This window comes from Roseomonas elaeocarpi (assembly GCF_042433915.1).
Lineage (GTDB): Bacteria > Pseudomonadota > Alphaproteobacteria > Acetobacterales > Acetobacteraceae > Roseomonas > Roseomonas elaeocarpi.
In genome coordinates this window covers 321337-340714 of sequence record NZ_JBHLUN010000002.1, presented here as the reverse complement: position 1 = coordinate 340714, position 19378 = coordinate 321337, and the positions used below count along the sequence as shown (strand labels likewise).

Genomic DNA, 19378 nt, shown 5'->3' with positions numbered 1-19378 from the left:
CATGTCGCCTCCCGTCGAGAAAGTGCAGAGCGATCCGACGCTGCCGGAACGCGCCGACGTCGTGGTGATCGGGGGCGGCATCGCCGGGGTGTCGGCAGCCTACCACCTCGCGAAGAAGGGGCATTCCGTCGCCCTGGTCGAGAAGGGCGTCATCGCCGGCGAGCAGTCGAGCCGGAACTGGGGCTGGTGCCGGCAGCAGAACCGCGACGAGCGCGAGCTGCCGCTCATCAAGTACAGCCTGGAGCTCTGGGGGCAGCTGAGCGAGGAGATCGGCGCCGACGTCAGCTTCCGCCGCACCGGCCTGCTCTACGTCACCGATAAACAGTCCGATCTGGATGAGTGGGAAGCCTGGTCAAACTTGGCCCGGCCCTACCAGGTCCGCAGCCAGATGCTGAGCGCCGCCGAGGCCCAGGCGATGACGCCGGGCTGCACGCAGAAGTGGATCGGCGGCGTCCATTCCCCCACCGACGGCCGCGCTGAACCGTCCAAGGCGGCGCCCGCCCTGGCCGAGGCCGCGCGGCGCCTGGGTGTGACCATCCACCAGGGCTGCGCCGCGCGCGGGCTGGAAACCACCGGGGGGCGCGTGTCCGCAGTGGTGACGGAGAAGGGCACGATCCGCACCGAGGCGGTGCTCTGCGCCGGCGGCGCCTGGAGTTCGATGTTCTGCCGCAGCCTCGGCATCGACCTGCCGCAGGCCGGCGTCCGCTCCACCGCTTTTTCCACCACCGCCGCGCCCGAGGTGATCGAGGGCGGGTTGTCTACCCCTGGCTACGTCATCCGCCGCCGGCTCGACGGTGGCTACACCGTGTCCATCCGCGGCCGCGGGCGGCTGGAGGTGACGCCGCAGGGGCTGCGCTACGCCCGCAAGTTCTGGCCGATCTTCCGCAAGCGGCGCGACGCCGGCACCAAGATCCGCTTCGGGCGCTCCTTCCTCGAAGGTCCGGAAGCGTTGGGCCGCTGGTCGCTCGACAAGCCCACGCCCTTCGAGCGGATGCGCGTGCTCGATCCCGCGGCCGACACGGACACGGTCACCGAGGCGCTCGGGCAGCTCGTGGCCTCCTATCCCGCGCTGGACGGCATTCGCATGAAGGATGCCTGGGGCGGCTGGATCGACAACATGCCCGACGCGGTGCCGGTGATCTCGGGCGTGGACAGGCTGCCCGGCCTCACGCTCTCCACCGGTTACAGCGGCCACGGCTTCGGCATCGGGCCGGGGGCCGGGCGGCTGGCTGCCGACCTGGTGGCCGGCGACGCGCCCGTGGTGGATCCGACGCCCTTCCGCTATTCCCGGCTCATCGACGGATCGCCGCTGCCTCCCGGGCCCATGTGAGCCCGAGCTCCCGTGAGCATGGTGCCGGCCGGGGCCATCAGCGGGTGGCGCTGGAAACCTCAACCGGCTGCTCGTGGACGGAGGGCGGCAGGCTGCTGAGCAGGGAGGCCGCCAGCACCACCAGCACGCCGAACCCGGTCTGCACGGCGATGCTGGCGATCAGGTGGGGACGGGACGCCTCGCCTGCCGGGCCGAGCAGGCGCGGAGCGAACCGGTAGCGGTTGATCCAGGCAAAGCCCAACAGTACGGCGAACAGCACGAGCTTGGCGCTTGCCACCCAGCCGTAGGGCGTTTCGATCAGTCCGCGCCATCCGCCGATCAGCACCCAGAACTGAACCGCCGCCGATCCGGCCATGAGGCCCACGCACCACTTGCCGAGTGGCGAGAACCAGCGCGCCGCCGCTGCCCCGGTGCGCGCCGGCGCCACCCGGACGGTCAGCAGCAGCGGCAGCAGCCCTCCCAGCCAGGCACCGGCCGTGAGCAGGTGGAGCACGCCGGCCCCCAGCAGGAGGCTCGGCCCGCTTTCCATGGCGAGCGCGTGTCCATGCCCGGCCTGCAGCGCGGTCGCGACGGCGGCCAGGCCGGTGGTCAGCCAGCGCCGGGCTGCGGCGCCGCCACGGCCCAGGACAACCGCCGCGGCCGCCAGGGCTGCGAGTTGCAGCAGCACGAGGTGACCGAACATCGTGCCGCCCGCGACGGCGCGAAGCGAAGCCAGGCTGGCGCTGCCGGCGATCTCGGCCGATTGCAGCCATAGCCAGGTGAGCAGCAAAAGCCCTGCCGCTGCCAGGCTCGTCCGGCTCAGCCGCAGCAGTGCTCGCTCGACGGGCTGCACGACATCCTGCGGTGCGCGCAGGAGCGTGCGCGGCGCAACCACCACCCGGAAGGCAAGCGTTCCGAAGGCGGACAGGAGCGCGACGTTCCAGATGCCGCGCACGAGGACGAGCAACGGCCCACCCTCAATGTCGAATATCGGCAAGGATTACCCCTGGGGCTTGACCGTAAACTGGAAGGTGCCGTCCGTCTTGTGGGTATCCACCGACGTCACGTGCCAGGTGACCTTGTAGGTGCCGGGCTGGAGCGGCTGGAGCCCGATGCTCAGCCGCTTGTTGTCCGTCGGAACCGTGCTGAGGGTGCCCTTGTCGACGCGGTGCCCCGCCGCATCCTGCACCTCGATGCTGCTGAACCGCGCTTCGACGCCCTCCGTGTAGCTGATGACGACCGTGTCCGGTGCCGCCACCGTGCTGCCGGGGGCGGGTGTCGCGCTCTGCAGGTGGGCATGGGCCCAGGCCGGGCCGCTTCCGGCGGCAAGCAGGGCCAGTACGGCGAGGGCGGGCGTGCGGATGCTGTGGCGCATGGTGTGATCCTCTGGTTCAGCAGCCGCGAGGCCGCCATTGGCCCAGTCAGGCGGGTCGCTTGCCCACGCAGGTGCAGGCCGGGCGACCCGTTTGGCCGGAGTAGTTCCCGTGAGTAAAGACGCCCGGCCCGGCTGATTATTCCCGAGCCATCGAGCGCGCGAGCGTCGTGCGAAACAGCACGGCACCGTTCGCCCAGGGGCCGTAGGCGGCGCGGAGCGCGGTGATGCGCGCTTATCCGGCCCGTACGCATCTCGTGACGTTCGCAGCGATGTCGTTCCACTGGCTGTCTCGTCTGGTCTGGCGCAGATTTTGCTGACCTTCCGCGTGGAAAGGCGGAGCATGCCTGATGGACTGACACTTCAGGACTGAACCGGTCCTGCCGTACCGGATCGCAGTGGTACCGACCTCGTCGGAAGCAAACGCCCCCTCTCGGATGAGCACCCCCAGCATGACCTCCAGCCGCGTGCTTCGCCTCGCCCTCACCGGCGACAGCATCCTTCAACGTCGCCTGCTGTCGCGCAGCGATGAAACGCTCCGTCCGCTCTTTGACCTGATCCGCGGAACGGACGTCGCTTTCACCAACCTGGAGGTGCTGGCGAACGACTATCGGGGCGATCCCGCACTGGAAAGCGGCGGCTCCCATTTCGGCGCCCCGGCCTGGGTGCTCGACGAACTCAGCGAGGCTGGCTTCGGGCTCTTCGCCACGGCCACCAACCACTGCCTGGACTACGGCATCTCCGGCCTGCTGCACACGATCGAGGCGCTGGACGCGCGCGGTCTGTCCTATGCCGGCATCGGCCGTCAGCTCGAGGATGCGCGTCGCCCCGTCTACTACGGCCACCCGCAGGGCACGGTGGCGATGCTGTCCTGCTCCTCCTCCTTCGCCAAGGGGCAGGAGGCCAGCGCGCAGACCGTGGACATGCCTGGCCGCCCCGGGCTCAATCCTCTGCGCATCGAGACGGTGCACGAGGTGACGCCCACCCAGCTCGCCGCCCTGCGCGAGATCGCGGAAGGGCTGGGCCTTGAAGGGCAGCGCCAGCAGAACCTGAAGATGGGCTTCGGCTTTCCGCCCAGTGATCCCGCCATCTTTCCGCTCGGCGGCATGGATTTCCGCGCGGCCGAGCGCACGGCGCTGCGCACCAAGCCCAAGGAAAAGGACGTGGAGTCCATGATCCGCTGGATCCGCGAGGCCCGCGGCCTGTCGGACCTCGTGCTGGTCAGCGTTCATGCCCATGAGCAAGGGGCGACCAAGGAAGACCCGGCCGAGTTCCTGCCTCTCTTCGCGCGCCGGATGATTGAGGCGGGGGCCGATCTCGTGGTCGGCCACGGCCCGCATCTCCTGCGCGGCCTCGAGATCCATCAGGGCAAGCCGATCTTCTACTCCCTCGGGAACTTCATCGGCCAGAACGAGCTGGTGCCGCGCATCCCGGCCGATGGCTACGAACGCTTCCGTGCCGATCCCGCGATGACACCCGGTGCCGTCTACCAGAAGCGCGTGGACCACGACCGCGGCGGCTTCCCCTCCGACCGACGCTTCTGGGAAAGCGTGATGCCGGTTCTCACCTATCGTGACGGCGCGCTCGCGGCGATGGAGTTCCACCCGGTCAGCCTGGGCCTGGGCGAGGCGCGCCATCTCCGCGGCCGGCCTCGTCTGGCCGAGGGCGAGGAGGCCGAGCGGATCCTGGGCCGCTTCGCCGACCTGTCGCGCCCCTTCGGAACCGAGATCCGCATTGACGGGGCGCGGGCCAGTCTGCCGGTCTCAGCCTTCGCCTGATCCCGCCGCCGCTTCGCTCCACGACCGAGAAACACCGGATGACCCTACGTCCCCCGCCCCTCGCGCGTCGCACGCTTCTCCGTTCGGCCATAGCGGGCACGGCCGCCCTCGCGGCCCCGCGGCTAGGCCGTGCCGCGGACAGGAAGGTGCTTCGCTTCGTGCCTTCCGCCGACCTTGCCGTGCTCGATCCCGTCTTCACCACGGCCGGCGTGACCGGCAACCACGCGCTGATGGTGTTCGACACGCTCTACGGCCTCGACGAGCACTTCCAGGCACACCCGCAGATGGTGGCGGGCCACACGGTCGAGGATGACGGGCTGACCTGGACCATGACCCTGCGCGACGGGTTGCGCTTCCACGATGGCACGCCGGTGCTGGCACGCGACGCGGTGGCCAGCATCAAGCGCTGGGCCTCGCGCGACATGTACGGGCAGGAGGTCGCGAGCCGCGCCGACGAGATCACCGCGCTCGACGACCGCCGCCTGCGCTTCCGCCTGAAGGCGCCCTTCAGCGCCCTGCCGGATGCGCTGGGCAAGAACGGACCGTCGGTCTGCGTCGTCATGCCGGAGCGCCTGGCGCAGACCCCGGCCACGAAGCAGGTCACGGAGATGGTGGGCAGCGGCCCCTTCCGCTTCCTCGCCGACGAGCGCATGGCGGGCGCCCGCGTGGCCTACGCGCGCTTCGAGGGCTACGTGCCGCGCCCCGATGGCACGACGAGCCGCATGGCCGGGCCCAAGCACGCCTATTTCGACCGCGTCGAGTGGAACGTGATCCCCGACCCGGCCACCGCCGCGGCCGCGCTGTCCGCCGGCGAGGTAGACTGGGTCGAGGTGGTGGGCAGCGACATCGCCCCGATGATCCGCGCCGACAGCAACCTCGAAGTGGCGCTGACGAAGGATCCCTTCGGCTCCATCCTGCGCTTCAACTGGCTGCAGCCGCCCTTCAACAAGCCGGCCATCCGTCGCGCGCTGCTGGGCGCGGTGAACCAGGAAGACTTCATGACCGCTGCCTACGGCTCGGACAGGTCGGTCTGGGAAACGGGGGTAGGCTTCTTCACTTCGAACTCCCCCATGGCAAGCAAGGCGGGGCTGGAGGCGCTGACGGGCCCGCGCGACTTGGCCAAGGTGAAGCGTGATCTCGCGGCGGCGGGTTACGCGGGCGAGCGCGTGGTGCTGATGCAGGCCGACGACAACCCGCCGCTGAAGGCCCTGGCGGAGGTGGCGGGCGACATGATGCGACAGCTCGGCATGAACGTGGACGTGCAGAGCGCCGACTGGGGCACGGTGAGCACCCGCCGCGCCAATCGCGGCCCGCTGGATGCCGGTGGCTGGAGCGTCTTCGTCACGGGCCTCACCAACAGCACCGACCCCGCGGGTCATCTCGGCCTACGCGCCAACGGCGACAAGGCCTGGTTCGGCTGGCCGGACAGCCCGAGGCTCGAACAACTCCGCCAGGATTGGTTCGCCGCGGCGGACACGGCGGCGCGGGCGAAGATCTGCGAGGATATGCAGCGCCAAGCTATGATCGATGTCCCCTATATTCCCGTGGGCGAATACCGTGCCCTGCGCGGCTACCGGCGCGGCCTCACGGGCTTCGGTCCGGGCGGCGGCCAGTTCTACGGCGTACACTGGGCCTGACGTGAGCAAGAAGGAACACCTGATGACAAGCGCGCCGATCCGCATCGCGGTCCTGAAGTTCTCGCACGAGACGGTGACCTTCCTGCCCTACGACACCATGATCGAGGACTTCACCTACGAAGGCTCGCCGGCCAAGGGCGAGGCTCTGCTGACCTGCGAGCCCAAGAACTACATCGGCGGCTTCGTGAAGGTGGCGCGCGAGTTCGACGGGGTGGAGCTCGTCGGGATTGAGTCGCCTCTCGACTCCAAGACCGGCTCCGGCTCGGGCTGGCTGACGGAGGAATGTTTCAACCACTTCGTCGGCCGCATGATCGAGGGGCTGAAGGCGGAAGGCCCCTTCGACGGCGTGTACCTGTCCGTCCACGGCGCCATGGCGGTCCGCAACATCCCTCGACCGGAAGCGGAGCTCGCCCGCCGCGTGCGCGCGGTGGTCGGGCCGCAGGTGAAGATCGCCGCCACCTTCGACCCGCACGGCAACGAGGATGCGGAGTTCCTGCGCCATGCGGACCTGGCTTTCACCGTGAAGTACTACCCGCACTACGACGGCTACCTGCAGGGCGAGCGCGCCGCGCGCATGCTGGTGCGCGCCATCCGCGGCGACTACGCGCCCGCGCATGTGACGCTGAAGGTGCCGGTGATCTCACCCACCGTGCTGCAGTGGACCGGCGCCTCGCCCTGGATGGACCTGGTGCAGCGGGCGCTGGTCTGGGAAGCGCGTGAGCCCGACACCTACGTGAACTTCTTCTTCGGCTTTCCCTGGTCCGACGTGCCGGATGTCGGCATCACCTTTCAGGTGCTCACGAACAACAAGCCCGAGCTCGCCCGACGCATCGCCGAGGACATGGCCAACGCAGCCTGGCGCCAGCGGGAAGCCCTGCTGAACAGCACCAAGATCCACCGCATCACGGAGGGCGTGGCACTGGCCAAGCAGGCGGTGGCGGAAAGCCGCATGCCGGTGACGCTGTGCGACCACAGCGACCGCTCGGGCTACGCCACCTGGCTGCTGCGGGAGATCATCGATCAGGGGCTGCGCAAGACCCTGGTTATCACGGTGGCCGACAACAAGGCGGTGGAAACGCTGCTGGCCCAGGGCGCGAAGCCCGGGGACGATTTCGACATGGCCGTTGGCGGCCTGGCGGATGAATCGGCGGGCGAACCCGTGCGGGTGCAGGGCAAGGTCCTGCGGGTCACCACGGGCCTACGCGGCGGTGCCCGTGACACCTGGGTGCATGTGGGCTTCGGCGACGGCAACGTCCTGGTGATCAGCCGCTACCTGTCGCAGCTGATGGAGCCTTCCATGCTGCCGGAGATCGGGCTCGATCCGAATAGTTTCGACGTCATCGCCATCAAGTCCCGCGTGCACTTCCGCCGCGGGTTCCACGACACCGGCTTCTCGCCCGCCATCTTCCTGGTGGAGCCCGAGCAGCCCTTCCTCGGCACCGTGCGGCTCGACGGGCTGAACTACCAGAACGTCGATCTCAAGAATTATTATCCCTACGGCAGCCCCGATTTCAGTTCCGCCAAGTCTTGAGAGCTTGCTCGCCGCCGCTTGTTTGACCGAGCGGCGGCGGGCGGGAACCGTCCACGCCTGGGGAAAGAGGTTAGGCTGGAGCGTAATCGGCCAGCCTTCCAGGCTGCCGCGTTGCACCGCGAGGGGTTCGCCGTCTTCCGGCATGGGGTCCCGAGGCTCTTTCCCCCCGTTCCACGTGGCCGGACGGCGCTCTAGGTTCGGGGGCCGATAGTGGGGGTGGAGCTGTGATGGAAGCGGGCGTGCTGCGTGTCTGGGGACGTGCGAACTCGGTGAACGTCCAGAAGGTCCTCTGGTGCTGCGAGGAACTCGACCTGCGCTTCGAACGGCTGGAAGCGGGCCTGCAGCACGGGGTGGTGGACACGCCCGACTACCGGGCCATGAACCCCAATGGCCGGGTCCCGACGCTGGTGGACGGCGAGGTCACCTTGTGGGAGTCGAATTCCATCATGCGCTACCTCGCGCTGCGGCAGATGGAGGCGAGGGCCGTGACCCGGGGCCTTTATCCCGAGGGCGCCGCGGCGCGTGCGGGTGTGGAGCGCTGGCTGGACTGGGTACTGTCCACCCTCCAGCCCGCGGAACGGAACCTCTTCTGGGGCATGATCCGCACCGCGCCCGAGGTGCGCGACATGGCCGCGATTGCTGCTTCCGCCAAGGCGTCCGGCGAGGCCTGGCGGATTTTGGACGCCCATTTGGCGCATGGGCGCCCTTACGTGGAAGGCGAAGCCTTCACGCTCGCGGATATCGCGCTCGGCGCCTACGCGCGGCGCTGGTTCGGAGTGGAGGTGGCCAGCCGCCCTGACCTGCCTCGATTTAAGGAATGGTACGAGCGGATCGGGCGTCGGCCGGGCTTCGGGAAGCACGTCGCGGCCCCACTGACCTGAGCGCCTGCCCTCCAACAAGGCAAGCCTAGCGGCCGTGGTGGAGATTGTGCCCGCGCCGTCCCCACCAGAACCGCCGGGCCGATGCCCGTGGCCCGCTCCCGCCGGCAGGTCGGCCGGATCCATCCGGCGCAGCGGTTCCGGCCGGCGCTACAGCTCGCCGCGCCGGGCCATCTGCCCGATGCGCTCGGCGGTGCGCATGGCGATGGCGGTGATGGTGAGCGACGGGTTCACCCCGCCGACGGTGGGAAACACCGAGCCGTCGCACACGAACAGGTTGGGAATGTCCCAGCTGCGGCAGTCAGCGTCCACCACGCTGGTGCCGGCGTCGAAGCCCATGCGGGCGGTGCCGCCCAGGTGGTTCATGTCGTTTTCCTGGCGGAAGATATCCCGGGCGCCCACCAGTTCCAGGCTGGTCACCATCTGGTCCAGCGCGTGGTTGATCATGGCCTTGTCGTTGTCGCCCCAGCCGTAGGTGATGCGGGTGATGGGCAGGCCGTACTGGTCCTTGTCCTCGGCCAGGGTGACGGTGTTGTTCTCGTTCGGCAGCTGCTCGCCCACCATCTTCAGCCCGACCATGTGGTTGTAGCGCAGCATCTCCTCGTGCAGCTCGGCGCCCCAGAGGCCCTTGGACCCCGTCAGGATCGTCATGGTCTCGATCGGCAGCGGGCCCTGCGCCATCCAGCAGTAGCCGCCGAAGAAGTCCTTCCGGTCCTCGTAGTTCCAGTGCTCGGTGATGGTGGTGGAGGGCGGCGCCTTATAAGCGCGCACCACCTCGTCCATGTAGCCGAAGGCCGCCTGGTTGGACTGGCTCATCAGGTAGCGCCCTACCAGGCCGGAGCGGTTGGCCAGACCTTCGGGGAAGCGGTCGGTGGCCGAGTTCAGCAGCAGGCGGGGCGTCTCGATCGCGTAGCCCGCTACCACCACGTTGCGCGCCCGCTGGAAGTGCCAGCGCCCTTCGCGGATGTAGTGCACGCCGGTTGCCCGCCCTTGGGCGTTCACCTCGATGCGCCCCACCATGGCGAGGTCGCGGATCTCGGCCCCCGCTTCCAGGGCGCGGGGGATAAAGGTGACGAGCTGGCTCTGCTTGGCGTTGGTGGTGCAGCCGAAGCGGCAGAAGCCGCGGTAAACGCAGGGCGCGCTGTCGCCCTTGGGCGCAGACACCGTGGCCAGCGGCGTTTCCGTCCAAGAATAGCCCATCGCCTCCGCGCCGCGCGCCAGGATCTGCGCCGCGCCGTTGATCGGGTGGGCGCGCAGCGGGTAGCGCGGGCGCTTCGGGCCCCAGGGATAATTGACGGGGCCGGCGATGGAGAGCGCCTTCTCGGCCTTGGCGTACCAGTCCCACATCTCCCGCCAGTCCAGCGGCCAGTCGGCTCCGTAGCCGAGCAGCGAGCGGGACTTGAACCATTCGGGGCGGAAGCGCAGCGACACCATGGCGAAGTGCACGGTGGAGCCGCCCACCGCCTTGCCGCTGTTCTTGCCACCCATGGTGAGCGGGTTGGCGCCTTCCGAGATGCGGTCGTCGTTCCAGTAGAGCTGTTCCTGCTCCGTCTCGTCGGAGGCGAAATCCTCCAGCGGGCGGAAATAGGGGCCTGCATCGAAGCCGACCACGGAGAAGCCCTGCTCGGCCAGGCCGGCGATCACCGGGCCGCCGCCAGCGCCGGTGCCGACCACCACGAAGTCGACCTCCTCGGAATCCTGGAACTGCTTCATCGGCACCCAGGCGCCGGGGCGGAACACGTTCGGCGCGCGGCCCCCGGTGGCACGGGGGGCGGCGAAAGGGTCAGACGACACGCTTGTTCTCCCGCTCGGCCTTCGCCTCCTTGCCCGGCACGGCTTCCATCGGTTCCCAGGGATCGCGGCTGTTGTTGTCCAGGCGCACGTAGCCGCGCGGGCTGGCGGGGCCGCCCCATCCCATCTCGCTCCAGGCCGTCGGGTGCGCGTAGTAGGAGCCGACCACGTCGTGGATCACGTGGCTGGCCCAGAAGGTCTTGGCCGGCATACCCCGCAGCGCCGCAGCCTCCAGCGTTCCGTCCTTCATGCGGCCCAGCAGCCTGTCCTGATCGGCGGCTGGAAGATTGGCGAAGGGCCGCCCCATGTCGCGCATCGCCGCCTCATCCAGCGCGGCCAGGGCGCGCTTCCAGGCTTCGGCGGGCTGGGGCATGTCCTTCAGGCGATAGCCCTTGAGCTTGCCTGCCGCGAGCTGCCGGTCGACCAAGGCCCCGACCGGCACGCGCGGCCGGCCCGCCGGCTGCGGCACCACACGGTCGCACAGGGCTTCCAGCGCCCGCCATTCCGCCTCGTCCAGGAAGGCCGGCCGGTTCTCCACCGCCAGGCGCTTGTCGATGACTTCGCGCGTCCGGTCGTTCCAGGACGGCGTGTCGCGCTTGGCGAGCACGTCGTAGCCAGGATAGCGGCCCCGGGTCACCTCATCACTCATGGGGGTTGTCCTGCAGCAGGCCCATCGCCGCCAGCCCGGCGAGCGCCAAGCCGGTAAAGGCGGGCGGCGCCGGCAGGGGCGGGCCCGCCTGGATGTTCTGCATCCAGTTGCGCCAGCCGCCCATGTTCCGCGCCACCCCGACCGCGTGGAAGCCGACCCCCACCACGCCGAGCAGGGCGGTGACGCGCATCCACCACCGCGTGAGGGGGCGGGGGCGTTCGGACGGGCCCAGTGCGGCGCCGGCCAGCAGCAGGGCGCCGGCGGGCGGGACGGTGACGGGCAGCAGCATGGCCGGGTTGTGGAAGGCGCCGCGGAAGTGAAGCAGCGCGGCTTCCGCCGTGGTGCCGAGAAGGCCGATGCCGGTGAGGGCCGCCACCACGCGGCCGGCCGGCAGGCCGAGCACGTCGGGCACGCTGTTCGGATGGTTGTCGCGCACCCGCTCCGCCAGGAAGCCGGTCATGCCGGACAGGGTGATCGCGGCCGGTGCCCCCAGCGGCGCGGCGTAGAACAGGTTCTGCCAGCAGAAGCCGCCGGGCCGCTTGGCGACGTTGTAGAGGTGAAAGCCGGTGCCGATCACCCCGGTGATCGCGGACAGGGCGTAGATGGCATCGCGGAGCTTGTGCGGGATCGGGTCATGGTCCCGATGCCCGTGATAGCTGGCGAGCAGGGACAGGGCGGACACCACGATCGGGGTGTACATGGCCTTGTTGCTGAAGGCGCCGCGGTAATGCTCCACGGCGCTGTCGATCAGCACCGAGGTGGCGATGGTGCCGGCCGCGCGGTTCAGCCGCCGCGCCGCCAGCACGGCGTTGGAGTGGCTCACCACCGGCGAGGATGGCGGCGGAAGCGGGCGCCGGGTCCGCGCCGCCGGCACCCTGGGGGCGGGTGGCAGGCTCAGCGCCTCCATCCGGCCGAGCGCGCGATGGGGCCTGCGCGCGAGCATCGCTGCACCCGCGACCGTGGCGGTGCCGAGCGCGCAAAGGGCGACGAGCACCCCGCCCGTGGGGCGCTGGTTGGCGCTGCGTGGTGTCATCGGGCGTAGGGCTCCGCGTCCTGGTGCTTGAATTCGAGGCCCAGGCCGGGCCGGGTGAGGTCGGGCGCGACCGCGCCATCCTTCGGGACGGGCGCGCCGTCGAACAGCATACGCTCGATGCGGACGTGGTCGTGGAACCATTCCAGGTGGCGCAGGCGCGGCACGGCGCAGGCGGCATGAAGGTGCAGCGCCGGCGCGCAATGGCCGGACAGGTCGATGTGGTGGGCGTCGCACAGGGTGCCGGCGGCCAGGAAGCCGGTGATGCCGCCGCAGCGCGAGGCATCCGCCTGTTGCACATCCACTGCCCGGCGCTTCAGCATGTGGTGGATGTCGTCGATGGTGAAGGCGTATTCCCCGGCGGCGACGTCCATGCAGGCGGGCGCCGCGTCGCGGACCTGCGCCAAGCCGTCGAGGTCGTCGGAGGAAACAGGCTCCTCGAACCACGCCACTCCAGCCTCGGCCGCGAACTGGTGGGCGAGGTGGAGCGCCGACTTCACCGAGCAGGCGCCGTTGGCATCGACGAACAGCGCTGCCTCGCCGATGGCGGCCTTGGCGACGCGCACCCGGCGCGGGTCGTCCGCGGGATGGGAGCCGATCTTCATCTTCACGGCCCGGCAGCCGTCCTGCTCCACCCAGGCGCGCAGCTGCCGGGTCAGCTGTTCGTCGTTGTAGGAGGTGAAGCCGCCGGAGCCGTAGATCGGCACGGCGTCCCGTGCCCGGCCCAGCAGCGCCGCCAGCGGCAGGCCCAGCAGCTTCGCCTTCAGGTCCCACAGCGCCGCGTCGAGGGCGGAGATCGCCGTGCCCGCGAGGCCGGAGCGCCCGTTGTTGCGCACGGCATTCACCATCAGCCGGTGACACAGCGGGATGTCGAAGGCGTGCTGCCCGGCGATCGCCTCCGCCAGCGGCCCTGTCACCAGGGCTGCGACCGGGGCGGCGGCGTAGGTGTAGCCGAGGCCACGCTGGCCACCGCCATCGACCGTCACCACGACAAGCGTGGTCTCGCTCCAGCTGAAGGTACCGTCGGCTTCCGGCGCGTCGGTCGGCACCGTGTAGGCGCGCGCCCGCACGGTACCGAGGGGAACGGATACCCGCACGATCAGCCCGGCATGATGGTCGAGATCAGCTCCTTGGCGGAATTCTTCAGCACGCTGCCCAACTCGGGCTCGGACGGGATCATGGTCATGAAGTGCATCGCGTCCTTGACCGAGATGTGTGGCGGCAGCGGAGGCACGTTCGGGTCGGTAAAGAACTCCAAGATCACCGGACGGTCGGCTGCCAGCGCCTCGTCCCAGGCGGCGCCCACCTTCTCGGGGTCGTTGCAGAAGATGCCCTTCAGGCCCAGCAGCTCGGCGTACTTGCTGTAGGGGAAGTCGGGGATGGACTGCGTGCTTTCCGTCTTGCCGGCCCCGAGTTGCACCCGCTCCTCCCAGGTCACCTGGTTCAGGTCGCGGTTGTTCAGCACCATCATGATGAGCTTCGGGTTGGACCACTGCTTCCAGTACTTCGAGATGGTGATCATCTCGTTCAGACCGTTCATCTGCATGGCGCCGTCGCCGATGGTGCCGATCACCACGCGTTCCGGAAACGCCATCTTGGCGCCGATGGCGTAGGGCGTTGCGGCGCCCAGCGAGGCGAGCGAGCCGGACAGTGAGCCCTTCATGCCCCGGCGGAACTTCAGGTCCCGCCCGTACCAGTTGGCGACCGAGCCGCTGTCGGCGGTGACAATGCAGTTCTCCGGCAGGCGCGGAGAGAGTTCCCAGAACACGCGCTGCGGGTTGATCGGGTCGGCCGAGTTCATGGCGCGGGATTCGAGGACCTTCCACCAATCCTCGAGGTTGGACTTGATGGTGTCGCGCCACGCCGTGTCGGTCTTCTGATCCAGCAGCGGCAGCAGGGCTCTGAGGGTCTGGGCGCTGTCGCCGACCAGGTTCAGCTCCATCGGGTAGCGCAAGCTGAGCTTGTCGCCCTTGATGTCAATCTGCACGCCGCGGGCGCTGCCGGGCTTGGGCAGGAACTCGCTGTAGGGGAAGGAGGAGCCGACCATCAGCAGGGTGTCGCAGTCCTGCATCATGTCCCAGGACGGCTTGGTGCCGAGCAGGCCGAGGCCGCCGGTGACGAAGGGCAGGTCGTCCGGCACCGCGGCCTTGCCCAGCAGCGCCTTGGCGATGCCGGCGCCAAGCTTGTCGGCCACCGCGATCACCTCGTCCGTCGCGTTCAGGCAGCCGGCGCCGACCAGCATGGCAACCTTCTTGCCCTCGTTGAGGATCTTGGCGGCAGCCTGAAGGCCGGAGCTCTCCGGCACCTTGCTTTCGGCCGGGAAGCCGACGCCCGTGTGGGTGGCGCCATGCGCCATCGGCGGGTCCTCGTACTTCATCAGCTGCAGGTCGTTGGGCAGGATGATGCAGGTGACGCTGCGCTTGTTCTGCGCGATGCGAACCGCCCGGTCCACCATGTGCCGCACCTGGCTCGGCACCGTGCCGATGGCCACGTAGTCGCTGGCCACGTCCTTGAACAGCGTGACCAAGTCCACTTCCTGCTGGTAGTGCGCGCCAAGCGCGCTGCGGGCCTGCTGCCCGACGATGGCGACCACCGGCTGGTTGTCCATCTTCGCGTCATACAGGCCGTTGAGCAGATGGATCGCGCCGGGACCCGAGGTGGCGTAGCAGAGGCCGACACCGCCGGTGAATTTGGCGTGGGCCGAGGCCATGAAGGCCGCCATCTCCTCGTGCCGGACCTGGACGTACTCCATGCCGGGCTGCGCCTTCTCCAACGCAACGTCCAGGCCGCCGACACCGTCACCGGGGTAGCCGTAGACGCGGTTCAGCCCCCATTCCTGCAAGCGTTGCCAGACGAATTCGCTGACATTTATGGACATGGGTATCTCCTGGCAGTGAAGGCTGGCCGCAAAACCACGGTAAGTGAACGACCAGCGCCCCGGGTCGTGCATCTCACGTTGCGGATAGGTCCGGCCGGCGGAGGGACTGGAACGTGGCACTCGCGTCCGACCAGAACAGGTCGTTCTTCCGTGAATTGCGGCCTACAGTGTAGCGGCGCTGGATGATGTCACCCATGGCGGCGCGGGCCTCGGTAAAGGGTGCGTCGCTCCGTTCCACCGCCTCGACCTCGGCGGCGAGTTCCTCGTCCTTCACGCAGTCCCGCAGCCAGCGCGAGTAGTCGCCCTGTTGGCGATGATGCTGCCAGGTTTCCTCATCCAATCCCTCGCCCATCTGCACGAACAGGGTAAGGTTGTGGGCACGGAGATTCAGCTTCGCATCCGGTCCGCGGAAGAAGAAGCTGGTATCCTCGCCCAGATGACCCTGGGCGTACTTGCGGCGGTGCCGACGGCGGCTGCCGGCGCCGGGGATCACCCCAACGCCGCCGGGTGCCATTCTCGGCGTCGAGCAGCAGCGCCTGTCCGGTCCCAATCGACGGCACGGCTTCGGGCCGTCGCGGCACAGGCCCGCGGTTCTGGCTGGGACCAGAAACAGAGCCTTGGCCCTCACCATTCGAGGATTGGGTGGCCTTGCCTGGGCTGCCCCGTCGCCTCAGCCCCAACCCTCGAGCACGATCTTGCCCTTTGCCCGCCCGCTCTCGATCAAGGCATGGGCGCGGCGGAGGTTGGCGGCGTTGATGATGCCGAAGCGCTCGGCAGCCGTGCTGCGCAGCGTGCCGGCGTCCACCAGCCGCGACACCTCCTCCAGCAGATCTCCCTGCGCACCGATGTCGGCGGTGCCGAACATGGAGCGGGTGAACATGAACTCCCAGTGGGTGGAAACGCTCTTCTGCTTGAAGGGCAGGACGTCCAGCGAGGTCGGGTCGTCGATCAGCGCGAAGCGGCCCTGGGGAGCGATCAGCTTCGCAATCTCCGCGAGGTGATCATCCGTGTTGGTGGTGGAGAACACGAAGGATGGCTGATCCAGCTCCAGCCGCGCCAGCTCCGCGGACAGCGGCTTTGAGTGGTCCAGGACGTGATGGGCACCGAGGCTGCGGCTCCATTCCGCCGTTTCGGGGCGCGAAGCCGTGGTGATCACCTCCAGCGTGGTGAGCTGGCGGGCCAGCTGCGTCGCGATGGAACCGACGCCGCCGGCGCCGCCCACGATCAGGATGCTTTCAGCCGTTCCCGGCACGGGCTTGCGTACGTCGAGCCGGTCGAACAGGGCCTCCCAGGCGGTGATGGCGGTCAGCGGTAGGGCCGCGGCCTCAGCCACCGACAGCGTGGCCGGCTTATGGCCGACGATCCGCTCGTCCACCAGGTGGAACTCGGCATTGGTGCCGGGGCGGCCGAGGGCGCCGGCGTAGAAAACCTGGTCACCCGTCCGGAACCGAGTCACCTCCGGCCCGACTTCCTCCACCGTGCCTACCGCGTCCCAGCCGAGCACCTTCCACTGCCCGGCCTCAGGCTGCGCGCGCATGCGGACCTTGGTGTCCACGGGGTTCACGGACACAGCCTCGACCCGGACGAGGAGGTCGCGGCCTGCGGCTTCCGGCCGGGGAAGCTCGATGTCGGAAAGCGAGGCCGGGTCGCTGATCGGGAGCGAGGTCTGATAGCCGATGGCACGCATGGGGAACCTCCGCATTGTCGGCTGCCGAGATGCTGCCTATCGTCAGTTGTCGCAAGAACGCACATTCATCACACATAGTGTCTAAAGGGATACTGCCTTGCCCCGCACGCGCCATGACCGCCTCGATTGCTCGCCCGGTTGCGCCGTGGAAGCGACGCTGCAGTTCATCGACGGCAAGTGGAAAGGGGTGATCCTGTGGCACCTGCTGGGCGGCACGCTGCGCTTCAACGCGATCCGCCGTCTCCTCCCGAGCGTCACGCAACGCATGCTGACCAACCAGTTGCGTGAACTGGAAGCGGACGGCCTCGTGGCACGGCAGGTCTATGCCGAGGTGCCGCCGAAGGTCGAGTACAGCCTCACCGAGCGCGGTCGCACGTTGGCGCCCGTGCTGAACGCGCTCAAGGCCTGGGGCGACCTGCACGGCACGGTGCAGTCTGATGCGCAGGTGCGCGACGCAGCCTGAGCCGGGGCTGGTGCCTGCCGCCGGATGATCTTGGTCCGGGTGCTGAACCAGCGCCATTCCGTAATGTGCGACGCCGTTAAATGACTCGGCTGCCTCGTTCCGGGCGGGAGGCCGGAAGGTCGGATGCGATACGTCGTAGGCACTATAGGGTCTAAGCCCGGTCGCGTGCTGACACCTTCGGTAATCCCGCCGGCGATGTTGCAGATACCTTTGCTGCCCTTCGCTGAGGCTGCCGAATCTGCAAAGCAGACACGCCGCTTGCGGCCAAACTCAGATGTTCCGAAGGAATCGTTGAGGGCTGGCTTCGTGGATCAAGGCATCGCCACCTCGGTCAGAGTGTATGCCATCTCCTCGCTGCGCCAGACCTCCACGTTTTCGGGTGAGTAAACCCCCGGCACCCGTTGCGGAGGAAACGAGCTCCTGCAGGCAGTACCTGGCGTCACCCGGCAATCAGATCACCGATGATCTTTCATGATGCGGCTGACAAGTTCTTGGATCCGCTCGGGGTCCAGCGATTCTGCAAACAGGATCCGGAACAGGATTGGAGACACCACTCCGTCGATCACGGCCTCCGGATCGGGAAACGCCTCGCCCCTCGATGCAGCCCGCCTGGCGATGAGCGTGATCTGGTCGCGGGTAAAGGTGCAACACTGCTGCGCGCCGGTTGAACCGGATGCTGCCAGCACGTCGCGGAGCATCTCCTGACCAGGAGCAGACGACATCTCGTCCGCATATTGTTCAGCCCAGGCCAGGAGGTCCCTTTGAGCTTCGCCCGTATCTGCAGGTTCGGTGTCGGGGCGCAGGTGCTCGACCGCGACATCGGCCAGGAGGTCCCCGAGATCACCCCAGCGGCGGTAAATCGTCGAGGGCGTCACCCCGGCCTTGCTCGCGATCATTGGCACAGTGATCTCTGCGCGGTCGAACTGGCCCAGAAGGTCACGTGTCGCAGTGTGAACCGATGCCTGAACCCGTGCGCTCCGGCCACCAGGGCGCGGACCTTGCCTCCGAACCATTTCCTCAACTCCGTTCGAACAAACGCAAAGTATTTGCTTTTGTGTTTTGCCGCTGCTACGGAACTAAAGCAAAGGATAAGCTTTAGGCAACCGACATGACCTCCTGCACTGGCTCCGCCGCGCAATCGGCTGCTTCAAACTGGGGATTGCCCCTTCACGCCGTTGTCCTGGGCGCGTTCTTCGGCGCCTCGGCAGCGCCGACACCACTCTACCGGATCTATCAGGAGACCTTCGCGCTCTCGCCCTTGCTCACGACGGCCATCTTCGCCGTCTACGCATTGGCGCTCCTGAAAGCCCTGCTGGTCGCCGGGTCCATTTCAGATCACCTTGGGCGAAGGCCGGTGATCTTCGTGGCTCTCCTGATGGAGATTGCCTCGATGGGTCTCTTCGTCGCGGCGGATGGGGCCGGTTGGCTGATCGCAGCCCGGCTCGTTCAAGGCCTCGCCACCGGCGTTGCCGCGAGTTCCCTCGGTGCCGCGCTCGTCGATATCGACCGTGGTCGGGGTCAACTCGTGAATTCGCTCGCGCCGCTTCTCGGCATGGCGTTCGGCGCGTCCGGTGCGGCTGCGCTCGTGCAGTACGGACCACATCCTCTGCATCTCGCCTACGCGATCCTGGGCCTTGCCTTCGCGGTGCTGGCCGGTGCTCTTTGGCTGACGCCGGAAACGGGAGGCTGGAAACCGGGGGTCATGCGCTCCCTGCGGCCAAGGATCCTGATCCCACAGCAGGTACGGCGGTCGCTGCTGGCCATCACCGCGACCAACGTGGCAGGCTGGATGGTCGGTGGCTTTTACCTGTCGCTCGTTCCTTCCCTGGTGGTCGCTGCCACGGGGAGCCGGGCACCGATGACCGGAGGCATGGTTGTTACGGTGCTGATGCTGGCAGGGGCTGCCGCCGTGCTGGCGCGGCGAACCAAGCCCGCCATGTCCAATCTCACCATCGGCACCTTCGCGATGGTGGCTGGAATCCTCGTTGTTCTGGCGGGGATGCACGGGGGCAGCGTGCCGGTCATGGTCGGCGGAACGCTTCTGGGTGGGTTGGGGTTCGGTGCCTGCTTCCTGGGTTCGGTGGGATGTGTCATGCCGCTTGCCAAGCCGGACGAACGAGCCGGGCTCCTGGCAGCGTTCTACGTCCAGAGCTACCTGGCGTTCAGCCTACCCGCGGTCCTGGCGGGATATCTCGTGCTGACGCTGGGCTACACCGTGACGGCCGACGCCTATGCCGCGGTCATCGTGGCCATGTGCCTTGCCGGCCTCGTCACGAGGCGGATCCTGATGCGACGGGACGCTCGCTGACATGATCCGGGAGCCTCAGCATCGTCTGCTGCGGCATCTCACCGGTGCCACCGCCAGCTGAGGTGCA

Annotated in this window: 17 protein-coding genes; 7 read left to right on the top strand and 10 right to left on the bottom strand. The window is 68.4% G+C overall.

What is annotated here, in order from left to right; translation table 11 throughout:
* The first annotated feature begins 1 nt into the window (after window position 1).
* A complete protein-coding gene (locus ACFFGY_RS03310; protein WP_377042958.1) occupies window positions 2-1330 on the top strand; it encodes an NAD(P)/FAD-dependent oxidoreductase in 1329 nt (442 codons plus the stop codon).
* 37 nt (window positions 1331-1367) lie between these two features.
* On the opposite strand, the gene ACFFGY_RS03305 is transcribed toward ACFFGY_RS03310, so the two are convergent.
* Entirely contained in the window at window positions 1368-2306 is a 939-nt protein-coding gene (locus ACFFGY_RS03305; RefSeq protein ID WP_377042957.1) for a copper resistance D family protein, read from the bottom strand.
* A 3-nt stretch (window positions 2307-2309) separates the two neighbouring features.
* Window positions 2310-2684, bottom strand: coding sequence for a copper homeostasis periplasmic binding protein CopC (copC, locus tag ACFFGY_RS03300; protein WP_377042956.1), 375 nt, complete (start codon window positions 2682-2684; stop codon window positions 2310-2312).
* Between the two features lie 449 nt (window positions 2685-3133).
* Here copC and ACFFGY_RS03295 point away from each other — a divergent pair, with 449 nt between their 5' ends.
* From ACFFGY_RS03295 to ACFFGY_RS03280, 4 genes are all read left to right on the top strand, one after another.
* Window positions 3134-4459 (top strand): CapA family protein, encoded by a 1326-nt coding sequence (locus tag ACFFGY_RS03295; RefSeq protein ID WP_377042955.1) that lies wholly within the window; start codon window positions 3134-3136, stop codon window positions 4457-4459.
* A 38-nt stretch (window positions 4460-4497) separates the two neighbouring features.
* Window positions 4498-6096 carry an ABC transporter substrate-binding protein gene (locus tag ACFFGY_RS03290; RefSeq protein WP_377042954.1) on the top strand — a complete coding sequence of 533 codons (1599 nt, stop codon included), beginning with the start codon at window positions 4498-4500 and terminating at the stop codon, window positions 6094-6096.
* Window positions 6097-6118: 22 nt separating this feature from the next.
* Window positions 6119-7627 (top strand): M81 family metallopeptidase, encoded by a 1509-nt coding sequence (locus ACFFGY_RS03285; protein ID WP_377042953.1) that lies wholly within the window; start codon window positions 6119-6121, stop codon window positions 7625-7627.
* A gap of 227 nt (window positions 7628-7854) precedes the next feature.
* Complete coding sequence (locus ACFFGY_RS03280; protein WP_377042952.1) at window positions 7855-8508, top strand: glutathione S-transferase family protein; 654 nt, start codon at window positions 7855-7857, stop codon at window positions 8506-8508.
* A 147-nt stretch (window positions 8509-8655) separates the two neighbouring features.
* On the opposite strand, the gene ACFFGY_RS03275 is transcribed toward ACFFGY_RS03280, so the two are convergent.
* The 7 genes from ACFFGY_RS03275 to ACFFGY_RS03245 all read right to left on the bottom strand — a co-directional run bounded on the left by ACFFGY_RS03275 (window position 8656) and on the right by ACFFGY_RS03245 (window position 16540).
* Window positions 8656-10299, bottom strand: a complete 1644-nt coding sequence (locus ACFFGY_RS03275) for a GMC family oxidoreductase (protein ID WP_377042951.1) — start codon at window positions 10297-10299, stop codon at window positions 8656-8658.
* Window positions 10289-10945: a gluconate 2-dehydrogenase subunit 3 family protein gene (locus ACFFGY_RS03270; RefSeq protein WP_377042950.1), complete on the bottom strand. Its 657-nt coding sequence runs from the start codon at window positions 10943-10945 to the stop codon at window positions 10289-10291. Before ACFFGY_RS03270 ends, ACFFGY_RS03275 begins: the two co-directional genes overlap by 11 nt.
* Window positions 10938-11978, bottom strand: coding sequence for a hypothetical protein (locus ACFFGY_RS03265; RefSeq protein ID WP_377042949.1), 1041 nt, complete (start codon window positions 11976-11978; stop codon window positions 10938-10940). The genes ACFFGY_RS03270 and ACFFGY_RS03265 overlap by 8 nt, the downstream gene beginning before the upstream one ends.
* Window positions 11975-13072 (bottom strand): enolase C-terminal domain-like protein, encoded by a 1098-nt coding sequence (locus ACFFGY_RS03260; protein ID WP_377042947.1) that lies wholly within the window; start codon window positions 13070-13072, stop codon window positions 11975-11977. The genes ACFFGY_RS03265 and ACFFGY_RS03260 overlap by 4 nt, the downstream gene beginning before the upstream one ends.
* Window positions 13073-13074: 2 nt before the next feature.
* On the bottom strand, window positions 13075-14853 hold the full coding sequence (locus ACFFGY_RS03255) for a thiamine pyrophosphate-requiring protein (RefSeq protein ID WP_377042946.1): 1779 nt from the start codon (window positions 14851-14853) through the stop codon (window positions 13075-13077).
* A 73-nt stretch (window positions 14854-14926) separates the two neighbouring features.
* Window positions 14927-15346, bottom strand: coding sequence for a hypothetical protein (locus ACFFGY_RS03250; protein WP_377042944.1), 420 nt, complete (start codon window positions 15344-15346; stop codon window positions 14927-14929).
* A 177-nt stretch (window positions 15347-15523) separates the two neighbouring features.
* Window positions 15524-16540 carry a zinc-binding alcohol dehydrogenase family protein gene (locus ACFFGY_RS03245; protein WP_377042943.1) on the bottom strand — a complete coding sequence of 339 codons (1017 nt, stop codon included), beginning with the start codon at window positions 16538-16540 and terminating at the stop codon, window positions 15524-15526.
* Between the two features lie 97 nt (window positions 16541-16637).
* Here ACFFGY_RS03245 and ACFFGY_RS03240 point away from each other — a divergent pair, with 97 nt between their 5' ends.
* Window positions 16638-17003 (top strand): winged helix-turn-helix transcriptional regulator, encoded by a 366-nt coding sequence (locus tag ACFFGY_RS03240; RefSeq protein WP_377042942.1) that lies wholly within the window; start codon window positions 16638-16640, stop codon window positions 17001-17003.
* Between the two features lie 455 nt (window positions 17004-17458).
* Here the strand turns inward: ACFFGY_RS03240 and ACFFGY_RS03235 are convergent, their stop codons facing one another.
* Complete coding sequence (locus ACFFGY_RS03235) at window positions 17459-18016, bottom strand: TetR/AcrR family transcriptional regulator (RefSeq protein ID WP_377042941.1); 558 nt, start codon at window positions 18014-18016, stop codon at window positions 17459-17461.
* 95 nt (window positions 18017-18111) lie between these two features.
* Between ACFFGY_RS03235 and ACFFGY_RS03230 the strand changes: the two genes are divergently transcribed.
* Entirely contained in the window at window positions 18112-19311 is a 1200-nt protein-coding gene (locus ACFFGY_RS03230) for an MFS transporter (protein ID WP_377042940.1), read from the top strand.
* Window positions 19312-19378: the final 67 nt, after the last annotated feature.